A 22,858-nucleotide genomic window follows, 5' to 3' on the forward strand; every position below is an offset into this window, starting at 1 on the left:
GGTACATATACTTTTAGATTATGGCCTAATTGCTTAAAAACAAGGCCAAAGTTCTTCTCCCTACGAAAGAATAACAACCCCTAAAAATAGGGGGAAGCATTTTTTTAGTGACTGATAGAAGTCTGAGAGTGACGAAACGCGACTTTGATTCTTTTTAAGGTTTTGACTAGGGAATGGACGGTTATCTCTCTAAATTCCCTCAGAAATAAGGCCATGGAGCTACGTAAGAATTCTGACCGAAAACCATAGTATTGTTTCATCAGGATTTCCTTCCCATCAAACTCCATTTTTTCTTCAATCAGCAAATGAGGCATGGTTAGCATTTGATAGTTTTGCACTTTAGGGATAATTGAACCCCCTAAAAGCACTGCTTTACCCGACATATATGCTTCTGCGATAAGCGTCAAATACACTTGGTGCCGCTCCAAAGGCGACATACGGTCGATGAAAGTGCAGCCTGTTTCAAGAATATCGGTAGCTACCACTCCCATTTGAGCCACAAAATCGTTATTACGACTAGAAGGTAACGATTGAAAATAGCGCAAGTCTCCGTTGCCGTTTTGAACGTAGCCAGCAATCCATTTATCGGGGTTATTTACCTTATAAAAAATCCGAACGTGAGAGTTTTTCAGGTAGCTAAGTTTAACCAAAATACCTGATTTAGTGAAGTATAGCTCCGAATAGCGATTCAGGTCTTCGACAGAAGTAAGTATACGTGTAAGTAACATGACTAAGTACCGTTAAAGTGAAACATTTAGGTTTACACTTTGGGGTAGTACTTAGCCAGAAAAAGGTTATCAAAAGCAAAAAAAAATTTAAGGAACTATCTTGAAAGAATACGACAATACTGCTAATGCAGAAATATCCAAGGCAACGGGAGCTTCTCCACGATAGGTTTTATAAAACAATTGTTTCAAAGGATGTTCCAAAGTGGTTTCTCCACGGGTATTAATAAGAACAGACAAGTCTAGAGATGAGGGAGTTACAAAAATTTTATACATCTCAAAACCCAGAGGGGGCGATATAGCCAGGGGCAGGGCCCGTGTCTCGCTAGGAGCTAATCTCAGCGGCAGAATATTGCGACTGGCATTTGGCAAAATAACATTTATAAAGCCATCTGGTTGAATATCAGCAATAGACACATAGACGGGTTGAGTGCCTTTGTTTGTTACAATCAAGGTAGTTGGAACCTTTATTTTAATGGAAGGCATTACGGTGTCGACCTGATTACTTTGCTCTAACCGAACTTCTACTTTACAAAAATCTTGTAAAATCTCCATTCTTCGGAGTATTTCAGCACGCGTAAAAGCCAGCAATCGCTCAATACACCGCTCGTCGGCATCCTCTGTTTTGACCAAACTATCTAACACCCGTTGGGTAGCACAGTCTATTAATTTTATATTATCTCCCTCTTGGCTAATACTATACGCCGACGCACCGATTGAACTGAGCCGAAGCAATGGATAACCTTCAATCTTTATTTTTAGTTGATTTTGAAACTGAGTATCAGAACAACGTCCGATATATACGCCTTTGGACACTTCCCCAAAAGCTTTTTCTGTTTCGGTTGCTCGAAGTTCTTTGATAATTGCCAGAGGAAGCTCTCTCTCCAATTCAACGATTGCCCCAAAAGCATCGGCTGAAATTACTTTCCCCTTTACCATAACAACGGTGGAGTCACCCCGCGCAGAAGTTTTGGGCGAGAATTGAAAAACCGCATTCTTAAATACGCCCGCCAACTCCCCAACCCCTACCCGAACTTTTCGACAGTATTGCGTTGATTTTTCAATCAATGCTTCCACGGTAGTGGGGGCTACGATGAGCTCCCCGCCCAATACTTCTGCATCGGTGTTGCCCTCAATAGTGGGGGTTTGAAATGGGGCTTTTTGCAAAAGAATAGTACTTATTTGACCAAATAGTCCTCGATAGGTTTCCTTTTTTTTTAACCGATATAGGGCTTCACAAAACGCGTAGGAAAGTGCCCCGTAGGCCACCCCCGACTCGTTTTTAACCTCATAATTTTGTTGGCTCGCTGCCGCACCCGCAAATAAGACAAACGTAGCTTCTTGACCCCGCGTTGAAAAATTGCCATCGTCAAAACCTGAACCCTCCTGCTGCTGCAACGCACTGGATTCTTTAAAATCGGAAGGAATAATCGGCAATGCCCCTCCACGTAGGTACGCTTGCGCATCTGCCCGGGCCCCCGTACCTGCATGGCAGCAATCCAAAAGCAACACCAGCTGGCCATTGCCTCCCAATTTTAATTTCATCTGTTGCACAAAAACGCCAATATCGTCGTCGAGAATATGTTTTTGGCCTTTGTACATTTTCATGTCTGCCCTACGGGGCGCATCGTAGGGAACGAGCGCCTCATCCAATTGATCAGTTTCATCACCATCCAAATCAAATAATTGCTGGCCATGCCCCGAATATCCCACTATTACTTTATCGCCAGGTTGCGTCATATGTAGGAGTAAAGCACAGGCTTTCCTTATGTTGTCGGCAGTTGCTTGTTGGTCAGACAAAACAGTAATTTTAAACCCTTGATTTTTGAGCGTTTGGGTCAATAACATTCGGTCATTTTGGGCGTTCAGCTTTGACCAGCCGCTTGCATTGGGATACTGGGCAATCATAATCAATAAAGCCCGTTTTTCGGCGGCCCATCCTACTGCCGACAGGCCCATCCCGAGCCACATAAGCCAAATTTTTTGCTGATTATTTAAAAAAACGATTGAGGATTTTAGCAGCAGGCTGTACATACGGGTTTTCGGATTCGTTTCGTTCTACAATCGCTTTAAAGGTTTTTTCGGCATTTTCTTCGTTATTATCCCGCAAATACGCCAACCCAAGATACCACTCTGCCTTTCTACGGATGGAAGGATTGGGAGATGTCTGGGCAATCTGAAGCGATTGAATCGCCTGTGGCAATTTGGCCAATGCCAATTGATTGATACCTACGAAGTACCGCACACAGTGGGTAGAATCATCTTTTTGCGTCATTGCGGCCGCCAGTGCATCTTCGTACTGCTTTTCTTCATACAACGAAAACGCTGGTAACTCCTGCGGGCACTCTCCGCGTGCATTGGCCTCAGGCTGGTAAAACTCATTAAAAGCTATTTCTGAATCGGGCTTGAAAATATCTGTTCCAAAATAAATAATTCCCAGCATTAAGCCAATCACGGAGGCCGCTACGGCGTAGGTCTGCCAAACTGGACGATTGAGAGGTCTAACTTTTGTGGCCTCTTCATATTCGGTGTATGCTTGTTTTAGCCTTTCTTTGGTTTTAATTACTTCAAGCGCGTTTTTCAAACGCCTTTGAGCTGCTACTTCTTCTTTCAAGGCAGGTTCTGCCTCAATCCGTAATTCAAACGCTCGTTTTTCCTCAGCTAACAGTTTTCCCTCCAAATAATCCTCTATATTCCTTAATAACTCCTCAGATAGTTCCATAGTATTTTATTGATTACGTAATAAATAATCTCGTAGTTTCTGAACAATTCGATAGCGATTTGCTTTCAAGCTATCGGCACTTTGCCCCAGCTCTTGGGCAATTTCAAGGTAGGATTTATCTTCAAAATAAAACAACTTCACAAAATCTTGTTGTTTTATGGGGAGATTGGCAATGGCCTCCTGTACAATCTGGGCATCTTCTAAGATGTCCAGCATTTCATTTAAGTCTTCCGAATCTTCATTGAGGACCTCGGTTGTAAAATCAGTTACCCGTTCGGTAGAACTTTTTTTACGAAACCGGCCTCTCCAAGTATTTTTCACAATCCCCATCAGATACGGGGCAAAATCATCTGTATCAATAGCTAGGAGTTTTTCGGTATTTCGCATGGCTACCAAGACTACCGCCACCACATCCTGAAAAACATCGAGGGCATCATCTTTTTTGCCACCATGATTGAGTACGTAGCTTTCGACTTTGGCATAATACAATATATAAAGACAATTGTACATGCTGTTTTCGTCGCGGTAAGTGGCATTCCGAAAAGTGGTTTTAATGGTCGCAATGGATTCATATTGGCTACAGTCCCGGCGGGTTTGGGAACGTCCCCAAAAAGGTAGAATAGACATTTTTTGGTAAGGTTGGATTTAGAGTTCCAAAATACTTGTTTTTGGATGGAAGTGTAAACCCCTATCCAAAAAGTTATCAAAACGGGGCTACTTTCTTATCAAACGCGTTTTTTTCTCCCTCCCAAAAATAAATCCCTTTTTTTTCATCCTGCCCGATAACCTTTTTTTCTTTTCCACAACCTATCAGCGTAAACCAACTTTTATCACTCTAAAATTACGCTTTGATCATGAAAAAGAAATTCGCCTCCCCTGCTACATTTTTAGCCGCCTTACTGTGCTTTTTACTTCCTTTTGCCACGGTCCGCTGCACAGACAACCCCACACCACTGGGCCAGCTTTCAGGAATTCAGTTCGTGGTGGGCGAAAACCTTGTGAAAGAAACCAATATGACCAACGAAAAAAATGGCCCAGTGGCAAAAGACGTAATCGTTGACAGCGACTGGGCACGTTTGGCCTTTTTGATGGGCTTACTGGGTTTAGCTGTCGCTTTTATGAAAATACCCAACCGCATCAAACGGAAGATTGCTACCATTACCGCCCTTTCTGGAATCGTTTGTTTAGTCAGTATGTGGATTTTTTCCGACGCCTGGTACCGCTCACAAAATATGCCACTGGTATTTGAGTATCGCTTTGGGTTTTATTTCGCACTTGGCGGTTTTATTGCAGCGGCAATGGTAAACTGGCTACAAAAAACCGAAACCGTTCCAGAACGTCCCGCTGAGATGCCTACTTCACAAGTCGAATATTTGTAACTCACACTTGAAGGGAGAGGCACTTCTGAATTATCTCTCAAAGGCCTCTCCCCTATTTTTAGGGGTTGTTTTCTTAGCCCTTACCCAAGACTTTTGATGCTTGATTTAGCCTCATAACTACTTACTTTTTGACAAAACTCAAAAGAAAATATTTCTTTCCACCCCATGATAACCTTTCCCTACTAAACGCAACATAACTGTAAATACCATCTTTTTCTCAACACTTTAGCTCTTCCAAATTTTATGAAATCGTACCTCTATTTGTGTATTGTCTTTTTGTCTGTACAAGCAGCTTTTGGTCAAAAAAGCGACAAAATTACCCTCGAACAAGTCGCAGAAAAATGCAAAGACCTACCCCGCGACAAACGCGTAACGGTCAAAGTAGCACGCTTCAGCGTCTCTACTAAATCAAGTGAAGCCCACGCCACCTTTGGCGACGAACTCGCTACCATGCTTACCTCGGCCCTACAACAGACCAACTGTTTCAGGATGTTGGAAATGAACCGTAATATTTCTGATGCCACTGGCGAAATGGCTTTGGCTCAGGATGGCTTCACCAACGGCTCAGGGCCGCAGGCGGGTCAAATGATTGGTGCTCAACTCATTGTTACGGGGGAGGTTACCGATTTTACCCAAGGCACTTCCTCCACCACGGTTTTGGGCATAAGTGGCGGTAGCAATCAGGCTACGGTGGGTTTTACGCTCAAAGTCCTCAACCCTCAAACGGGCGAATTGCTCTTCAGTAAAGACATCAACATGAAAGGCAAAATCGGCGGTTTCAGCGGCCTGTCGCTCGGAGGAGTCAAAATAGCGGGCAGTACCGAAAACCGTGCTGTGCAAGATGCTACCCAAAAAGCCATCATCCGAGCTGTGGAGGTATTGGCCGAAGCCAAAGACAACATGGACATTCCTGAACCCATGAAGCCCAAAGAAATCAAAAAATACAGTCCGCAAAACTGTCAAATGCTCCGCAGTGGCTCACCTAAAGTCATCATTTTGGTCACCGAAGCCACTACCGCAGGCACCGCCCGCGACAATAACACCACCGACCTCGCCCGGCGCGAGCGTGAAATCGCCCTCAAAGAGCGCGAAGCCAACGTAGGCTTAGCCCGCGATGTGGTGCAGGGCCTGTTTGGCAAGAAAAAAGAAACCACGAAGCCAGAAGAAATCACCAGCCGCCAAAGCTCGGCTTCGGCAGTGTTCAAACCCGTAGTCATTGAGCAATCGGCCACCGAAACCGAACTGACACGTTCTTTTGTAGAAGCGGGCTTTCGAGTCGTAGACCCTAAGGTATACGGAAAAATGAGGCAAGTCTCTGACTCAACGGGGGATATGGGCCAAATGGCGGCCTTGGGCCTCAAAATGGGTGCGCAGATAATCATCACGGGGCAGTCCATTTCTGAGCGCACCAACGCGCAGGGCGGCATGGTATCGTGCCGTGCGCGTTTGGAAATCAGGGCTATTTCGACCGAAGATGGGTCTATATTGGCCACCAACACCGTTTCGGGCGGCGGCATTGATGTGTCGGAAGCGATTGCCAACAAAACCGCCATTCACAATGCCTCCGAAAATATGTCACAGTATTTGATGGAACGACTGTGTTCGATGAACATTCAGTTTGCCAGTGCGGGGCCAGCGGCTTCGTCCAAAAATACGACTGCCAGCGCGCGATTGGGCGGCGCAACCGCCACTTCTACCACCCTGACAACCATTGCGGCCTCCAACGCCAACTTTATCAAACTCAAAGCCCTTGGCGATGCGCTTCGCAAAAGCCCCAAAATTAAAGATGTGAAAAGCGCTTTGAAAGATGGCACAGGAACGCTCTCTCTGGAGCATACAGGCTCGGCCGATGACCTCGTAGACTTCATGTCCAAACTCACCGCGCCCAAGTTTGAGATTACGGGTATGGAAGAAGGGCGAATAGTTATAGCAATGCAGTAATGTTTTAATTACAGGGCAGTGGGGGCCGTAGGTAGCCCCCACATTACTTATTGGCACCTGATTAAAATCAGTTAAATCGCTTGTATTTTTCCAGCATCGTCTATACATTTACCCAAAGAGAAAACCTTTTTTACTTCTCAGCTTACCGAATAATAAATTAGCGTATTCCAGCTTTTTTCTAAGTGCTTTTTGTAGTTTCTTTGAAACGTTTTTCCAACTATTAATCAAAAGTTCATTATGAAAAAATTATTTTCAATCACATTGTTGGCCTTTGCGGCAATGATTTGTTTCCACTCAACTTCTATTGCTCAATTCTCTAAAGGCGATAAAAGAGTGGCCATTGGTGTCGGTCTTTTCTCACTGGGAGCCAATGCAACTGTTGAGTATGGAATTATGGATGATTTAGGAGTAGGTTTATATGCCAGCTATGAAAGACCTAGCCTTGGTTACATTGGTGTCAACTATTCTTATTCTGACATTCAAATTGGACCACGGGCCACGTACCACCTTAATCGTATCTTAAATTTAGATAATGATGATTTCGATTTGTACGTATCAGGTGGTATTTTGCTTCGGAGCTACGGATATCCCGACTCTTATTGGAATGCCTACGGTCTTGGTTCACGAACTCGCTATACCACAGCTAATTTGCTTGCCAGAGTTGGCGGTACGTATAATTTCTCTGAAAAGATGGCTCTCTTTGCTGACCTTGGCTCAGGCGGTTCATGGGTTCAAGCTGGAATTTCTTTCAAATTCTAAAAATTCTGCGTATTCTTATTTGTACGTTGCGCGTCAAAAGTCTATTTTTGGCTCGTATTTAAACAAAAACCCAAAGTAAGTTTATGAAAAAACTATTTGCACTTGTTTTCAGCTTTGCCGTACTTCTCGTAGGTAAAAGCTATGCTACCAACACTGCTGAATATTTTGTTGATGCACAAGCCATTGAGCAAACCCTTAATGCTGGTGAGCAACTTGATTTAGCAAATACCGCAGAAGCTACCTCTGCGCTTGAAAGTCTTATGGGCACAGGACAGGCTGGCGATGCTACTAAGGTAATGGCCGGCGACAAAAAGCCAGTTGTAGCTTTTATCCTTTCTTGGGTTGTTGGTTGGTTAGGTATTCACCGTGCTTACTTAGGTACTGCGGGCGGCGTTATCGTTGGTTACATCCTGACCTGCGGTGGTTTAGGAATTGTAAACTTGATTGACTGGATTGTTTTATTGATGGAAGTAATCGAAGAAAAGAAATTCGATTCATACGTCAACAACAAGAAATTCTTCATGTGGACCAACTAATTCGTCCAATAGAAACAAAAAAGGGAAGTAGCAATTACTTCCCTTTTTTGTTTTCTGACTCAATCAAAGTCATCCGTATTCTCTGATTATTCTTCGCTTTTCGTTTTCGGTTCGTCTCTTCAGCCATTAATTCTGCCCGACGGGCTCCCCCAAAATAAAAAGCCTGAAACATACCCGCGCCCGTAAAAAAACCAATCAGGTAATAACGGTGCCATACATGATATACCCCAAAACCTAAAGCCAATGTTTGTAGGCCAACCGAAACAAGCCCTTCTTTCGGGAAACCCGCATACATCTGCCCTACACCAGGCATGATAAACGAAAGCAATTGCGCTTTTTCGGGGCTTTTAGGCTTTTTTTTGAGAAAACGATATAACTCCTCGGTATCTATATTTAGTTGATTGCGAGCGGCGTATTGCTTAAACAATTCCTTTGATTCGGCCCAACGGTCAAGCTCATTGAGAGTAAGAATCTCCAATACATCCAAACCTGAAAACAACGTAGAATCGCGTATATAGAACCTCGTTTGCAAGATTTGTCCGTGTGCTTCTCCGTAATGTTGGCTCAAATAACCCGCCAATGCTACCTCATATCTGAGTTTATAGTGCAGTGTATCATTCGGCTCATTAAGATTAAAACGCTGAGCTGTTTGCCAAGCATCCTCAAAACGTTTCAGGTATTTCTGGCACCGAATTTTTTTGTATAATAACTCATTGGCCATCAATCTATATACATCAGCATTCATTGAGTCAATTTGTTGACTCTGATCAAACAATGCTTTTTCATAATACACCGAAGCCAAATCAAACTGGCCTACTGCCACGAGACTGTCGGCCGTCAATGAAACTTGCGCTACTCCTCCCCTACTGATTAAAAACAGTACGCAAAGGAATCTGCATATTAAACAAAATCTGTCCATCCACTTTATCATTAAATTCCTGTTGGCGAATATTAACCGTAAGTACACTTCCCCAAATATTGCCTACGTAGAAAAACGTAAATAATCCACTGTACAGCAAAAAACGCGGACTTTTCCAACCATCTTTTCGATAAGCCTCACGCGCCTGGAAACCCAAGGCCACATTCTGAATAAAAGTAATTACCCCTTGCCCTAGTTTGCCTGCATACATTTTTCCCGTTCCGGGCACAATCGCCGACATAAGCCCTGCTACCACTGGCGACTTGCGCTTATGTTTTTTGAGCATATCAAAGCTTTGCTTTAGCATTTCCTCTTCCTGACTGAAGGCAAAGTACTTGCCGCTAAATTGAGATTGGTAGGTTGAAAACCGCAATGTATCGCGTTTCAATAAGCTCACTCCCGCTAATTGTAGATTTCTTAACGCCATTTGTAGCGAATCCCCTACTTGCAGCGTCGTAAAAATAGTGTCTGCTTTTTCGTATCTTTTTGAAAAAGTATGCCCAAATCCTTCCAAAAAACGTGATTTGATATAATAAGGGTGCTGAACTGGTACACGTTCAAAATAATGAATGGCCGAATCTATCTGTTGTTGATTATAAAACGCAAGGGCGCGAAAATACGGGAGAGACTGATGTTCTCCAGTCCATTGCAGTACGTCGTTGTAGTACTTTTTCTCCAATAAATATTCTACAAAAAGTGAATCTGAAGGCGGTTTTTGCTGTGCATTTAGGGGAAGCCAAGTCAGTAAACTTATCAAATTACACAACCCAAATAATACATTAAAACTATTCCTTTTACGCATCATTTACTGGTTTTGACATTTTGGCGATACATCGAAGGCAGATCTATCACTCTCCCCGTTTGAGGTGAAATACGAATCAATTCAATGCTGGTTGCTGCCACTCGATTACAACGCGAAATGCGATCGGCACTTAAAGCAATGCCCTTAAAAATACCAAATTCTTGAATCGCCGCCCGGCTAAAGCGGGAGCAAGAAAGTTCATAAAGACACTCGGCCGAAATCTGCGGAGATATTACTTTTTGATACCCTGTCAGGGCGCCATTGAGCATCCAATACACGGGATTAAATCGCAAAAATGCCTTTTGTTTTACCTTCTTAGCTTGCCCGAATTTGACCGTTGGGGCAGAACCAGATTCGGCCAATAAATCTAAATCAGACACTTGTGCCATGCCCTGCATCGACAGGGCTGTTAAGAGCAAAATGACCCATTTTCCGCGCCTGAGAGTTTTCATTTGATTATCTTAGCATTAGACGGAATGGTAAATTCTAACAAATTAGACTGCACCTGCTCATTTATTTTCAATGCACCGTAAGCAGTTTTGGTTACGATGGAATCTTTGGCTGTTACATAGTCAATTTGCGTAATTGTCTGCGGAAAATCGACCGTTCCCAACTTCGTATAATCATAGTAAAACACCTTCTTAATCGTTCGTTCTGAAGGATCAACGTATTTCATAAAAATGGGATTTTGGCCTTTATGCACCAATTCCACCCGTTTAATATTTTTAGCTAAAGGAGTAGGCGATTTCCAAGTCGTTATCATTACTCCATTCTCAAACTTTGTACTTCCTAAGCTGAACCCCATGCTTGACAAGCCCAAATCCGCTTTACGATTGTGAAGAAAAAAGAAGAATTGCGTTGTCTCGGTGCTGTAAGTCGCATTTTGTTGTTGCAATACGGTATTTTTTGTCGGGTCATACACCCTTAATTCACCATTGGCATTGTTAAATAAATACAACTCAGCAGGTTTTGGAAATAACGTCACCATTCTACCAGAAGTAGCATAACAGAGTTCTGCCCGCGTATTGGTGGTTTTTCCTTTGTGTGACGTGCGCATAATCATAGAAGCACTTACCTTACGGACATCCTGCGCATACCCAACACTAATAAACACAACCGCTAAAAACAATGATCTAAAAAAAGCAATTCCAGTAACATTCATTTTAATTCGAATCAAAAAATATCGGCAAATTACAGCGTTTCATGCATATACAAAAACCTTAACGCTAGACTTACTGATTAATATACTTAAGATTGGATAAATCATCCTAATTTAACTACGATGTCAAAATCGTTATGGCATAAAAAAGAAAATGGGGAGATTTACATCACCCCATTTTCTTTTTTAAATGCTTTTTTTATGCTGATAATTGCGCTTTTACAATACGGTCTTTGCCGTACATATCCTGAATTACTTCTACCTTTTTAAAGCCTTTTTCAAGAAACAATTGCTTTACTACCTCGCCAAAAAGCTCGTTTATTTCGAGATAACATGTTCCATCCGTCTTTAAATGTTTAGTACAGAAATCAGCAATGGCCCGATAAAACAAAAGTGGGTCTTCATCTTCAACAAACAATGCCAAATGCGGCTCAAAACGCAGCACATTCGGCTGCATACTTGTTTGTTCAGCATACGTGATGTAGGGCGGATTACTCACCACTACGTCGAACTGACCGTCAAACGAAGTATCTTTCAGAATATCATATTTCTCAAAGGTAACTTCCGATAAAAGTCGATGAGCATTTTCACGCGCAACAGTCAACGCTACGTCAGACACATCCCACCCCCACACTTTAGCAAATGACATAAAGCGGTCTAAGGCAATAGCAATGCAACCACTGCCAGTGCCAATATCAACGATTTTAACGGGATTTTCTTCCCAAAAACAGTCTTTTACAATCAACCGAACCAACTCTTCCGTCTCTGGGCGAGGAATCAATACCGAAGGAGAAACCTTAAATTCAAGACCACAGAAAAAAGTAGCCCCAATAATGTGCTGTATCGGTTCACTTTGGTTTAGTCGTTCAATGATTTTATCCCAGTTTGGTTGTGACTCATCAGCCGAAATGGGCTTGTCTACCATCACATCGACGCTTCGCAGGCGCAAATAATGCTCCAAAAGCATAAACGCCATTGCTTTTGTCTCTTTTGAAGAATAAGCAGTGACATTTTGGACGATGTAATCAAAAAGTGATTTGGCTGAAGTAAACATTGAACAAAAATTAGATTGGGAGCATTGGATTTGGGAAAAAAAGCCCTAAATCCGTAAAAACTATGCATAAACAAGAACGCTTTTTAGCCGTTTATTACACTGCGCAACCGCTGTTGAAGCGCCACACGCTCTGCCAAGGCTTTCTTGCTACTGCGATACCACAAATAGGCAATGACGCCAACGGTAAGGTATGGAAACACAAATAAATACGCAATACCAGCGTTGATACCATTTCCGATTACATTTCTTCCAGTGCTCATATTGGTTTCAACGGCTCCTTTGCACATCGCACACTGTGCCATTGCACTTTCAGAGAAAACAAGTGCCAACAAAAAAATCACTAACAAACTTATTAACTTTTTCATACTTATCTTCAATTATAGTAAGGACTAATCATTAAATAGACAATTACTCCAGTAACACTTACGTACAGCCAAATTGGGAACGCCCATTTCACTGCTTTTTTGTGAAGGTCAATCTGATTGCTCAACGCAAAATAAATGGCTCGCAACACAAACCAAACAACACCAATTGACAACGTTATGTGCGTTATTAACAGAAAATAATAAATAGGTCTTATCAGCCCCTCTCCCCCAAACGGAGTAGATTCGTTGGAAAGATGATACAAGACATAACTGACCAAAAACAAAGCGCCTAAGCTGAAAGAAACTGTCATCATTAAGCGGTGAGCTGCAATGTTCTTTTTTTTAATAAAGTAATATCCCGCCAATAATGTAAGCGAGGTTAAGGTATTAATGAGACCATTGACGTGAGGCAATACTTTACTCCACTCTCCAAGCTCAACTTTAGGAATGCGGGGATTGAGCAAAATAGCCACAACCAACGGAATAGCCACCGCTATAATGTTTATTACTTTATTAAATTTTTTGTCTTTGGGTAATGCAAGTGTTGCCATTATCGGGTTAATCTTTGCCTTTATTGTAAATATCAATGAGGATTTTGAGTTCTGCCAACAAACGATCTACGTCTTCGGGATCAGTACCGTCATAAACACCCCTGATATATCCTTCTTTGTCTATCAATATAAACTGTTCGTTATAGAGAATGTTTTCAGCAGACTTTGCTTTTGTTAATGGCTTGACTTTATAAATATCCGTTGCGTCTTTTTCAACATTTTCACCTTTTAGGGCCTCTACTTTTACGTCGTCGGAAGCTAATTTTTCAACCCTTGAAAACTGTTGAATTAGCTGATTGGACGGGTTTTCACCAAAAAACGCCACAACTTTAATATTCTTTTCTACGGCTGTTGGAACTTGGTAAAAAACAGTATCCTGCCCATTCATTACGACCTTTCCAGTTGAGTCAACCAGAGGTTGAAGGTAGGGCAATGTAAAGTGGTTTTCGGCAAAACCGTGTAAAAATAAAACAATTAAAGCCGGCAACACCAACACTAGGGTTAGCAAGCCGGCTTTCAGGTATCTTTTCATAGTATAAAATACTCTTTTACTCAGAATTGAGTGGGTAAGATACCATTCAACTCACTTAAAAAATTAACGTAAGTCGAAAATGGAGCCTCCCTCACGCATCAAGGCAATCAACAACCAAACAACAAAAATACAAGGGATTAGGATTGCCCAAATGAGTGATTTTACTTCATGCTTTAGGTGCATAAATTCACCCACGATATAAAAAGCTTTCACAATGGTCATTCCAACGAATATTGCCGTTTTGAGTGACCCTGCTTCAAGCGTAAAAGCGATTAAAAACTCAACTGCAGTAAGGATTAAAAGAATCCAAAAAGTACGCCAAATTGCTTTTCTTTGCTCTGCACCGGCGTTTTCATCAACTTCGTGTTCGTGTACGTGTGCCATATTTTTTTAATTTTAAGTTAAACGTTAGGAAGGTTTGCATTAAAACAACTCATACGTTTAATGCTTTGTATTTAACAGTGCTGAATTATACGAGGTAAAAGAATGTAAATACAAATACCCAAACCAAATCCACAAAGTGCCAGTACAAACCTACTTTCTCAACCATTTCATAATGGCCTCTGCGCTCATACGTACCCGTAGCAGTGCGGTAGAAAACCAAGAAGTTTAGTACAACACCTGAAAATACGTGGGTTCCGTGGAAACCTGTGATGAAGAAAAAGAAGTCAGCAAACGCTGGAGGCCCGTATTGATTTACGGTAAGATTTGCGCCAAAAACAGTTTTGGAAACCCATGAACCGTCAACAAGTTCTTTAATAACCGTTCCACCTTCTGTTCCGTGGATAAAGTGGGTCCACTCCCATGCTTGACAACCTAAAAAAGTAGCACCACCTAACAGTGTCCAAAGCATATATTTTTCTACGGTAGCTCTGTCATTACGATGGCCTGCTTCTACCGCCAATACCATTGTTACCGAACTAAAAATCAAGATAAAGGTCATTATACCCACAAACACAAGCGGTGCATGTAAGCCATGCAAAAAGGGTAGTGCATCAAAAACCTTTTCTGGAATCGGCCAGTAGGTGGGCGATGAAACAAAATCAACAACTTTACCTGCGTAGGCAGGGTAACTATAGCGAACCAAACCATAAGAAACCAGCAAAGCCGAAAAAGTAAATGTGTCCGAAACTAAAAAGAACCACATCATCAACTTCCCGTAGCTGGCTTTCATGGGTTCAACTCCCCCCAGCCATACATTTTTAACATTCGGTTGTGCAGTAGCAGCCATCGTTATTCTATTAAATATTGCAAGTTTTAATTAAGACTCTTTTTCTAACGAAAATACAAAAGGAAAACAAATAAATAAATCCACAGAATGTCAAGAAAATGCCAATATGTGGTGCAAATTTCTATTCGACGGAGGTTTTTGGCGTGTACTTTTAATCTCATTGCTGAAATGAACGTAACACAAAGAACCAAAAGACCAGTGATTAAGTGAATACCGTGTAACAAAGTAAACACGTAAAAGAACGAGCCTGATGGATTACCTACAAAGTATACGTTTTGCGCGACCAAATCTTTCCAGCCCAGAAACTGCATCACCAAAAATGCCATTCCGAGCACAAAAGTAATAGAAATTGCTATTTTGAGTGTATTGAAATTATCTTTTTTTGCAGCTATGTACGCCCAGTGCATTGCCACACTACTGACAACAAGCACAACAGTACTGTACCAGAAGATTTGCGGAATTTGAAACTCTACCCAGTTTCCTTCGGCTCGTCGAACCAAGTACGCGCTGGTTTGGGAAGCAAACAACATGATAATGGTAACGATAAAGCCCCAAAGTATAAATTTCTTGGGGTCCATCGCCAACGTTTCAGGTGCTTCCTCGATTCTTATTTTTTCTACCTCAGCCATGTTCTGAATTAAATTTTATCCAATAGATAAGCTATTTGTACTATTGGCAAATAAATAAATGAGCCAAACATTAATTGTAAAGCCGTCTTATCTGAACACTTTCGCATCAAGTGGAATGTTTGAGCCAGAAATAATACGCCAAACAACATTGCCACCAAAGCAGAATTGATTCCTGTCATTCCCAATTCGTAGGGCAACCATCCTACTGGCAATAAGAACAATGTATAAATCATTATTTGAATCGCCGTACTTAGATCTTTGCCCCCTTTAGACGGCAACAAACGAAAACCCGCTTTTTTGTAATCTTCATCTAAAACCCACGCAATTGCCCAAAAATGAGGAAACTGCCAAATAAATTGAATGGCAAAAAGGATACCTGGCTCCAAGCCAAATTGATTGGTTGCCGCCACCCAGCCAATCATGGGTGGAAATGCGCCTGGTATTGCACCAACAAATACAGCAATCGGACCAACTTTCTTTAAGGGTGTGTAAACAAAACCATAGAGAATCGTGGACAGTACCGCCAATGCGCAAGCACGTAGATTGAACTCAACAAAAAAGAGAATTGTCGATACCACAAATAGTATGATTGCCAACCAAACGGCTTCCTGTACACTCACACGCCCACTCGGAAGCGGACGGTTCTGCGTACGTTTCATCAATTTATCTAAATCTATCTCAATAATCTGATTGATGATATTGGCCGCCCCTGTGATACAAAACGCAGCAAACAAAAAAATGGACAGCGGTAACCATTCCACTTTGTCGATACCTAAACTGTATCCAAAAGCGCCCGAAAAAGCAACCAACCACGCCAACCGCAACTTCATAAGTTCCAAGTAAGCACGTAGTTTAAAAAGGAGTATATCTAAGGTTATTGACATTTCAAACGTTCATGTTTTCGGCTTTTAAAGCCGTTTTGTGAGTAAACACACTTTCAGCATTGAGCAATAGCCACACCACAAACTGCATTCCAACGGCAACGGTTGCCAATGTTAGGTGAATTGGCTGTGCAACAGCGGGCACACTCAAATAAGCCAAAATAATCCCTGTTACAATCTCAACAATAATTATTGCCAGAAGGGCATTAGACAACTTAGAAACAACCCCTTTGGTTTGTATGTACTTAGATAATAGATAAACCAAACCAATGTGGAGGAATAGTATAACAATCGAATAAGACCTATGGATGTAAAACGAAACCCCTAGGTTCTCTACCCACTTATTACGTCCTTCATTACCAAGATTCACCATTACATCATCCATCGCTTCCCTCACTTGAGTTCCAATCAACACCTGAAGCAATGACAGTCCAATCGTCCACTTCAACCACTTATTAATTAGTGGCTTATTAACCACCTTTTCGACTTCTACTTTCCCTACATAAGACCTTGCCATAACATACAACAATACAAATACTATGACAATTGCCAAAAGCATGTGCAACGTAACGATGAATGGCGATAGTTCGGCTGAAACTACTTTAGAACCTAACCACCCTTGAAAGCCTGTCAGCAAGAATGCTGCTAAACTCATATAAAAAATTGGGCGGTCTTTTTTAAAGAAGGGAATAGAAGCGAGAAGTGTTCCAAAAATCAGGACTCCCGTAAAAGCCCCAAACAAACGATTAAGATACTCTATCCAAGTCTTCGTAGGGTTGAATTCTACTTCGCCTTTGAGTTTAGCACCGTAAATCTCCTGATAATTTGGAGGAAGTTGGGATACCTCTGTAGGAGGAACCCAACTTCCAAAACATTTTGGCCAATCGGGACACCCCATCCCAGAGCCAGTACTTCTAACAATTCCGCCGATAAGTATTAATAAATATACAACGACAACGGTTATAAGTGCCAGCCTCCGAAATAGGCGATTGTTGTTATTTTGATCAATGAGCCTGGAATTGGTCATTGTAATTTTGAGCCTCAATTTCTTTTTCCTGGGCAATGTAAGCATTCTCGTGGGGGAAGTTAGATTCCGGTGTTTGAGAATGAGGTACGTTTTGCGGAATAAAATCTACGTCTGAACCTGGTTTGCTATAATCATAAGGCCAACGATACACCGCAGGAATCTCACCTACCCAGTTACCGTGTCCTACATTCACTGGTGTAGTCCATTCAAGAGTTGTTGACTTCCATGGGTTCATCGGAGCCACTTTACCCTTAAACATGCTGTAGAAGAAGTTCCAAAGGAATATAAACTGCGCAAAGAACGTGAAGATGGCAGCGATACTCACAAACATGTTAAGGTCGGTAAATGACTTACCAAAATCAAAGCTGGTAAATTGATAATAGCGACGTGGGAAACCAGCAATACCAATGTAGTGCATTGGGAAGAATACCAGATATACTCCCGCAAATGTCAACCAGAAGTGGAGTTGTCCGAGTGTATTGTTCATCATTCGGCCAAACATCTTTGGATACCAGTGATAAATACCAGCAAAGAATCCAAAGGCCGAAGCAGCTCCCATTACAATGTGGAAGTGAGCCACTACAAAATAAGTATCATGCAACTGAATATCCAACGCAGAGTTACCCAAGATAATCCCAGTCAATCCACCTGATACAAACAATGACACCAAACCAATAGAGAAAAGCATCCCTGGCGTAAACACAATATTACCGCGCCACAGCGTCGTGATATAGTTAAACGCTTTTACCGCCGAAGGAACGGCAATGATAAGTGTCAGGAACATAAAGATAGAACCTAAGAATGGGTTCATTCCAGTCACAAACATATGGTGAGCCCACACGATAAAGGCAAGGAACGCAATAGCCATTAAGGAGGCAATCATGGCACGATAACCGAAAATTGGCTTACGTGAATTGGTTGCAATAATTTCTGAAGTAATCCCCAATGCAGGAAGCAATACGATATATACTTCTGGGTGACCTAAGAACCAAAACAAGTGTTGGAACAAAATAGGGCTACCACCAACGTTTGGTAAGGCTTCGCCGTTGATATAGATTTCTGAGAGATAAAAACTTGTGCCAAAATGGCGGTCAAAAATCAAAAGCAATGCAGCCGACAACAATACTGGGAATGAGATAATCCCCAAAATAGCCGTAATCATAAACGCCCAAATCGTCAACGGAAGACGCGTGAACGTCATACCACGGGTACGGAGGTTAATGATAGTTGTTACATAGTTTAGGCTACCCAAAAGAGATGACATAATGAAGATTGCCATACTGAGCAACCACAGCGTCATACCCATTTCTGAACCCATGTGTGCTTGGGGCAAGGCGCTCAAAGGAGGATATACTACCCATCCACCTGCAGCAGGTCCTGTTTCCAAAAAGATGGATACAAACATTAATACGCTTGATGCAAAAAAGAACCAAAACGATAACATGTTTAAGAAACCAGACGCCATGTCGCGTGCACCTACCTGCAAGGGAATCAAGAAGTTACTGAATGTACCGCTCAAACCAGCTGTCAGTACAAAAAATACCATGATGGTACCGTGCATTGTCACCAAAGCAAGGTAAAAGTTAGGATCTAATGCACCAGTCTCGGTTATCCATTTCCCCAGGAAAGGTTTCATCCAGCTGATATCCGCCCCAGGAAAACCTAATTGAATACGAAAAACAACCGACATTGCCGCTCCGATAATTGCCCAAAAAATACCGGTAATCATGTATTGTTTGGCAATTACTTTGTGGTCTTCTGAGAAGATATACTTGCGCCAGAAGTTTAATTCTTCATGATGTTCATGCTCATCATGGGCGTGAACATCGTGTTCCAAATTGGCCTCTACTACTGACATTTTTATGAGAGTTTAAAGTTGTAAATTTTCAATTAACGCAAAGAAGAAGTTGCCGCAGCGGCCGAACCTGTAGCAGCAGTTGTGCTGTCGGTCTCTTCCACATAAGGAGCGTAATCCATTGCTTTCGCACGTAATTTCTCAGGTATTTTAGAGATGAACTTTGGGTCGTTTTCTAAAATAGTCGACAAAACAGGTTTCTGTTGTTGTTTCCACGCATCTACCGATGCTTTGTCTTCAACAATCAGACGTAAACGCATGGCAAAGTGACCACGTCCGCACACTTCTGTACAAGCAATCTCATAATCAAAATTAGGATTACCTAGTTCTGCACGCATTTGCTCGGTAGACTTATCAGGTGTAAACCAGAATTTAGTTGGCATCCCAGGAACCGCATCCATTTTTACCCGCATGTGAGGGATAAATACGCTGTGCAAAACATCACGGGCGCGAATTTTAAGAGACACTGGTTTGCCTACTTCGACATGCATCTCACTTACGTTGATAAAGTCATCAAACGAAGCTTCGTCTGAATAATCTATTCCACTTGGATTATTATTATTATCATCAATAAGCTTGAAATTATAATTTCCAAGTTTGTTATCTTGAATACCTGGATATCGTACAATCCAACCGAACTGTTTACCCATGATTTCAATGACTTGCGCATCTGCAGGTGCATCAGACATGATTTGGGTCCATGAGCGGAATCCTAAGAAAACCAATACAGCCATGATTACGGCCGGAATAGCGGTCCAAATCAACTCGAGCTTGTGGTTTTCAGGATAGAAAGTAGCTTTATATCCTTTCTTGTATTGGTATTTCCACGCAAAGAAGAAAAGCAGGAAATTGACAATAAAGAACGCAATGGTCAATAAAGACATATCCAACCAAAACTGGCTGTCAGTCTCACGACCGTGTGGTGATGAAGCTTCGGGCAAAAAGTAGTTTCTGGCCGACAAGTATGACCATACCGCACCTACAGTCCCTGCAATTAGGAAAAAAATCCACATTGCTCCGTTTATTTTATTGTTCGGAACGGGAGCATCCGCCTCAGTGTTTGATTGAACACTACCCATTACTTTCTGCAATTTGGCTGCGATAGCGATTGCTATCCCAAGCAGCACAAGCAATAATAAACCAACTAAATATACCATTGTATTAAGATAGGTTGTAATTTAAATTCGTTACGCAATATCGTGGTGCAAAGACTCTTCTAACATTGGGTGATTGCGTGGAATCAAATTTGCTTTTGTCAGTTGGCTCGATACCGACCAAATAAAGGCACAGGCAAACAACAAAACAAAACCAAACTCAACCGCGCCAAAACCACCGTTTGCACCTACTGTACCCGGCATGATGTTGGTGTAGAAGTCAAAGTAGTGACCTACCAAAATCGACCAGCAAGCCAGTTTTAAAATAACAGAGGTACGCTTCGAATCTCTTGTCATTAAAACTAGGAAAGGGGCCACAAAGTTTAACAAAATGTTGATAAAAAATGGTGCTTTATAGATACCACCATAGCCGCTAAAGCGCTCACGATAATAAATTGCTTCTTCAGGTAAGTTTGCGTAGTAAATCAATAAGAATTGGGCAAACCAAACATACGTCCAAAAGATACTGAATGCAAAACAGAATTTACCCAAATCATGCAAGTGACTCTCGTTTACGGCCTTCAGATAGCCTCTTTCTTTCAATGTAACAATCGTCAAGGTCATAGTAGCTAAACCTGCTACGTGCCAACTTGCCAAGGTATACCATCCAAACATGGTAGAAAACCAGTGAGTATCAATCGACATCACAAAGTCCCACGCAGAAGTTGAAGAAGTTACAGCAAAAACGACCAAGAATGCGGTACCGTATTTGATTGATTTTTCGTAACCGTCAAGTCCACCGATTTCATCTTCACGAAGAGATAGATTACGTACGATACGCCACAGTACGTACCATAGTCCAAAATAAAGCAGCAAGCGAATAATGTAAAAAGGCTTATTCAAAAAACCTTGCTTACCTGCAATGATGGCATCATAATTTGCACTGGCGGGATCCATGATTCCTTCGTGCATCCAGTGATAAATTTTATCGCCAAAAAACACAGCCAAGACAATCATAATAATAGCTGGTATTGGCAAAAAAGCTGGCATAGCCTCAGGGATTCTTTTGAAAACGGCCGACCAGCCTGCTTGAGCTAAGTAATTATAGGAAATGAAAAACATTCCGATAATTGAAATACCTGCAAAATAAACACTATTAAGCCATAGGTTAGCAATGATGCGTTGCGTCCAGTGGTAGCCGTGAGCTCCGTGGTCATGCTCTGCTCCATGTCCAGCGGCAGCGTGAGCATCATGTCCTCCTCCCTGTGACAACAGGTATGAGCCAAGTAGAACAAGTGCAATACCTACACCCATTCCAATAAGGAGATTGCGTTTCGACTCGGCGGTAAACTCAAATTGCTCTTCTACCGAAACAACTTCGTGATGATGTGCGCCCATTATAAAATTGTTATTCGTTATCGGTTTTATTTGTTATTATTAATTGTTAACTGCTAACGTTTATCTTAATTCAGAATAACAATTAACAACTAACGTATTAGGAGGACTACCCCTTTTGTAATTTATGAACATAGTGAACTATTTTCCAACGCTCTTCAGGAGTAACTTGAGAGCCGTGTGGCCACATCCGGCCTTTGCCGTGTGTAATCACGTGAAAAATATGCCCATCGTTCATATTGAGGTAAGCATCTGCTTTGTAATTTGGAACGCCTTTGTACATATCAGCTACAGGGCCAGCGCCGTCGCCTGCTTCACCATGGCAATGCTGGCAATAACGTAAGTACAAAACTTTACCTTCGGCCAACGTTTTTTCGTTGTTGGGGACCGGATTTTTCAAAACGGCTTCGGCAGTAGCTAAATCATCTTTCCCAATGTTGTAAACCATTAAATCAACGCTTGCGCTGTCAAATTTTGTTTGGTAATTACGACGGGAAACGGTGCCAGCAACGGGCTCGCGCATGTTTTTACCATCCGCATTGATTGGATTCTTTTCGATTTGAGTATAAGGCTCATACCCAACCGAATTGTACATGTTAGGTGCAAATTCCCAGCCCGTATCATCATGACTACGCTGACAGGAAGTCATGGTTGCTGCTGCAAAAAAAGCCCCTACTATTAGTGTATGAATTCTTTTCATTTGTGTATCAATACATTACAACTGTTTAACACTCACTTCTTCTGCTCCCGAAGCTTTGATCAGGCTTTCGATCTCGGTTTCCGAAAGTTTATTTTTGCTCAGGTCGATTGCCATTATAAACTTGTTGTCAGTACAACGTGGGTCAAACAAAAGCGGTTTTACGGTTGGTCCTAGACCATTGGAGATGAAAAAGGTAAATGTCATCCCAAAAGCAGTAAATAATACAGTCAACTCAAACATTGCCGGTACATAGTTGGGATAAGAAAGTGGATCTTTTCCCCCAATTACCATTGGCCAGTCAATCCCCATTGTCCAGGTAGTGAGTGTCAGGGCACAAAGAAAACCTACTACCCCAAAACAAAAAGCGGCAATACCAATGCGAGAACGTGGATGGCCAATTGCCGTATCCATTCCGTGTATTGCAAAAGGGGAGTAAACCTCATAGATTTTTACGCCTGCGCTTTTAATCTTGTTCACTGCAGCAAGGGCAATATCCTCATCGTCGTATACCCCTACTAAAAATTTCTTATTTATTTCAGCCATTATTTTATCAGTTAGATTCCGGATACTGGTTTTTGGCTATTTCTTATGAAAGCAGAATA

The 22,858-nt window shown here is 41.9% G+C and carries 26 protein-coding genes; 4 read left to right on the forward strand and 22 right to left on the reverse strand.

All coding sequences use genetic code 11. The features are described 5' to 3' along the window. Positions 1–104 precede the first annotated feature (104 nt). From DR864_RS10715 to DR864_RS10730, 4 genes are all read right to left on the reverse strand, one after another. Positions 105–728 (reverse strand): hypothetical protein, encoded by a 624-nt coding sequence (locus DR864_RS10715; RefSeq protein ID WP_114066964.1) that lies wholly within the window; start codon positions 726–728, stop codon positions 105–107. Positions 729–815: 87 nt separating this feature from the next. Then, positions 816–2,696 (reverse strand): caspase family protein, encoded by a 1,881-nt coding sequence (locus tag DR864_RS10720; RefSeq protein ID WP_162793714.1) that lies wholly within the window; start codon positions 2,694–2,696, stop codon positions 816–818. Between the two features lie 19 nt (positions 2,697–2,715). Next, complete coding sequence (locus DR864_RS10725; RefSeq protein WP_114066966.1) at positions 2,716–3,447, reverse strand: hypothetical protein; 732 nt, start codon at positions 3,445–3,447, stop codon at positions 2,716–2,718. Between the two features lie 6 nt (positions 3,448–3,453). Beyond that, positions 3,454–4,074: an RNA polymerase sigma factor gene (locus DR864_RS10730; protein ID WP_114066967.1), complete on the reverse strand. Its 621-nt coding sequence runs from the start codon at positions 4,072–4,074 to the stop codon at positions 3,454–3,456. A gap of 227 nt (positions 4,075–4,301) precedes the next feature. Here DR864_RS10730 and DR864_RS10735 point away from each other — a divergent pair, with 227 nt between their 5' ends. The 4 genes from DR864_RS10735 (at position 4,302) to DR864_RS10750 (ending at position 8,062) form a co-directional block, all read left to right on the forward strand. Continuing rightward, a complete protein-coding gene (locus DR864_RS10735; protein ID WP_114066968.1) occupies positions 4,302–4,826 on the forward strand; it encodes a hypothetical protein in 525 nt (174 codons plus the stop codon). A 243-nt stretch (positions 4,827–5,069) separates the two neighbouring features. Continuing rightward, positions 5,070–6,767, forward strand: a complete 1,698-nt coding sequence (locus tag DR864_RS10740) for a CsgG/HfaB family protein (RefSeq protein WP_114066969.1) — start codon at positions 5,070–5,072, stop codon at positions 6,765–6,767. 237 nt (positions 6,768–7,004) lie between these two features. Beyond that, the gene (locus DR864_RS10745) at positions 7,005–7,526 is read left to right on the forward strand and encodes a hypothetical protein (RefSeq protein WP_114066970.1); all 522 of its coding nucleotides are present in this window, start codon (positions 7,005–7,007) and stop codon (positions 7,524–7,526) included. Positions 7,527–7,609: 83 nt separating this feature from the next. Further along, entirely contained in the window at positions 7,610–8,062 is a 453-nt protein-coding gene (locus tag DR864_RS10750; RefSeq protein ID WP_114066971.1) for a TM2 domain-containing protein, read from the forward strand. Positions 8,063–8,096: 34 nt separating this feature from the next. On the opposite strand, the gene DR864_RS10755 is transcribed toward DR864_RS10750, so the two are convergent. The 18 genes from DR864_RS10755 to DR864_RS10840 form a co-directional block, all read right to left on the reverse strand. After that, the gene (locus DR864_RS10755; protein WP_162793716.1) at positions 8,097–8,885 is read right to left on the reverse strand and encodes a hypothetical protein; all 789 of its coding nucleotides are present in this window, start codon (positions 8,883–8,885) and stop codon (positions 8,097–8,099) included. A 40-nt stretch (positions 8,886–8,925) separates the two neighbouring features. Further along, complete coding sequence (locus tag DR864_RS10760) at positions 8,926–9,786, reverse strand: hypothetical protein (RefSeq protein ID WP_114066973.1); 861 nt, start codon at positions 9,784–9,786, stop codon at positions 8,926–8,928. Continuing rightward, positions 9,783–10,235 carry a membrane protein insertion efficiency factor YidD gene (gene yidD / locus DR864_RS10765; protein WP_114066974.1) on the reverse strand — a complete coding sequence of 151 codons (453 nt, stop codon included), beginning with the start codon at positions 10,233–10,235 and terminating at the stop codon, positions 9,783–9,785. Before yidD ends, DR864_RS10760 begins: the two co-directional genes overlap by 4 nt. After that, complete coding sequence (locus DR864_RS10770; protein ID WP_114066975.1) at positions 10,232–10,945, reverse strand: hypothetical protein; 714 nt, start codon at positions 10,943–10,945, stop codon at positions 10,232–10,234. Before DR864_RS10770 ends, yidD begins: the two co-directional genes overlap by 4 nt. A gap of 196 nt (positions 10,946–11,141) precedes the next feature. Further along, complete coding sequence (gene prmC / locus DR864_RS10775; RefSeq protein WP_114066976.1) at positions 11,142–11,996, reverse strand: peptide chain release factor N(5)-glutamine methyltransferase; 855 nt, start codon at positions 11,994–11,996, stop codon at positions 11,142–11,144. 83 nt (positions 11,997–12,079) lie between these two features. Then, positions 12,080–12,361, reverse strand: coding sequence for a CAMCR motif-containing small membrane protein (locus tag DR864_RS10780; protein WP_114066977.1), 282 nt, complete (start codon positions 12,359–12,361; stop codon positions 12,080–12,082). Between the two features lie 8 nt (positions 12,362–12,369). After that, a complete protein-coding gene (locus DR864_RS10785) occupies positions 12,370–12,912 on the reverse strand; it encodes a DUF420 domain-containing protein (RefSeq protein WP_114066978.1) in 543 nt (180 codons plus the stop codon). Between the two features lie 7 nt (positions 12,913–12,919). Next, on the reverse strand, positions 12,920–13,444 hold the full coding sequence (locus DR864_RS10790) for a hypothetical protein (RefSeq protein ID WP_114066979.1): 525 nt from the start codon (positions 13,442–13,444) through the stop codon (positions 12,920–12,922). Between the two features lie 63 nt (positions 13,445–13,507). Beyond that, positions 13,508–13,828 carry a cytochrome C oxidase subunit IV family protein gene (locus DR864_RS10795; protein ID WP_114066980.1) on the reverse strand — a complete coding sequence of 107 codons (321 nt, stop codon included), beginning with the start codon at positions 13,826–13,828 and terminating at the stop codon, positions 13,508–13,510. An 85-nt stretch (positions 13,829–13,913) separates the two neighbouring features. Continuing rightward, positions 13,914–14,675, reverse strand: a complete 762-nt coding sequence (locus DR864_RS10800) for a cytochrome c oxidase subunit 3 (protein WP_114066981.1) — start codon at positions 14,673–14,675, stop codon at positions 13,914–13,916. Between the two features lie 44 nt (positions 14,676–14,719). Then, positions 14,720–15,304 (reverse strand): cytochrome c oxidase subunit 3, encoded by a 585-nt coding sequence (locus DR864_RS10805; protein WP_114066982.1) that lies wholly within the window; start codon positions 15,302–15,304, stop codon positions 14,720–14,722. An 8-nt stretch (positions 15,305–15,312) separates the two neighbouring features. After that, entirely contained in the window at positions 15,313–16,188 is an 876-nt protein-coding gene (cyoE, locus tag DR864_RS10810) for a heme o synthase (RefSeq protein ID WP_114066983.1), read from the reverse strand. A gap of 1 nt (position 16,189) precedes the next feature. Continuing rightward, positions 16,190–17,257 (reverse strand): COX15/CtaA family protein, encoded by a 1,068-nt coding sequence (locus DR864_RS10815; RefSeq protein WP_310587567.1) that lies wholly within the window; start codon positions 17,255–17,257, stop codon positions 16,190–16,192. Next, on the reverse strand, positions 17,190–19,070 hold the full coding sequence (locus DR864_RS10820; protein WP_114066985.1) for a cytochrome c oxidase subunit I: 1,881 nt from the start codon (positions 19,068–19,070) through the stop codon (positions 17,190–17,192). The genes DR864_RS10815 and DR864_RS10820 overlap by 68 nt, the downstream gene beginning before the upstream one ends. 32 nt (positions 19,071–19,102) lie before the next feature. Continuing rightward, positions 19,103–20,224 (reverse strand): cytochrome c oxidase subunit II, encoded by a 1,122-nt coding sequence (locus tag DR864_RS10825; protein ID WP_114066986.1) that lies wholly within the window; start codon positions 20,222–20,224, stop codon positions 19,103–19,105. Positions 20,225–20,254: 30 nt separating this feature from the next. Next, on the reverse strand, positions 20,255–21,559 hold the full coding sequence (locus tag DR864_RS10830; RefSeq protein ID WP_114066987.1) for a quinol:cytochrome C oxidoreductase: 1,305 nt from the start codon (positions 21,557–21,559) through the stop codon (positions 20,255–20,257). Positions 21,560–21,665: 106 nt separating this feature from the next. Then, complete coding sequence (locus tag DR864_RS10835) at positions 21,666–22,256, reverse strand: c-type cytochrome (RefSeq protein WP_114066988.1); 591 nt, start codon at positions 22,254–22,256, stop codon at positions 21,666–21,668. Positions 22,257–22,271: 15 nt separating this feature from the next. After that, the gene (locus tag DR864_RS10840; protein ID WP_114066989.1) at positions 22,272–22,799 is read right to left on the reverse strand and encodes a DUF3341 domain-containing protein; all 528 of its coding nucleotides are present in this window, start codon (positions 22,797–22,799) and stop codon (positions 22,272–22,274) included. Positions 22,800–22,858 lie beyond the last annotated feature (59 nt).

It is taken from the genome of Runella rosea, from assembly GCF_003325355.1.
GTDB classification, from domain to species: Bacteria; Bacteroidota; Bacteroidia; order Cytophagales; family Spirosomataceae; genus Runella; species Runella rosea.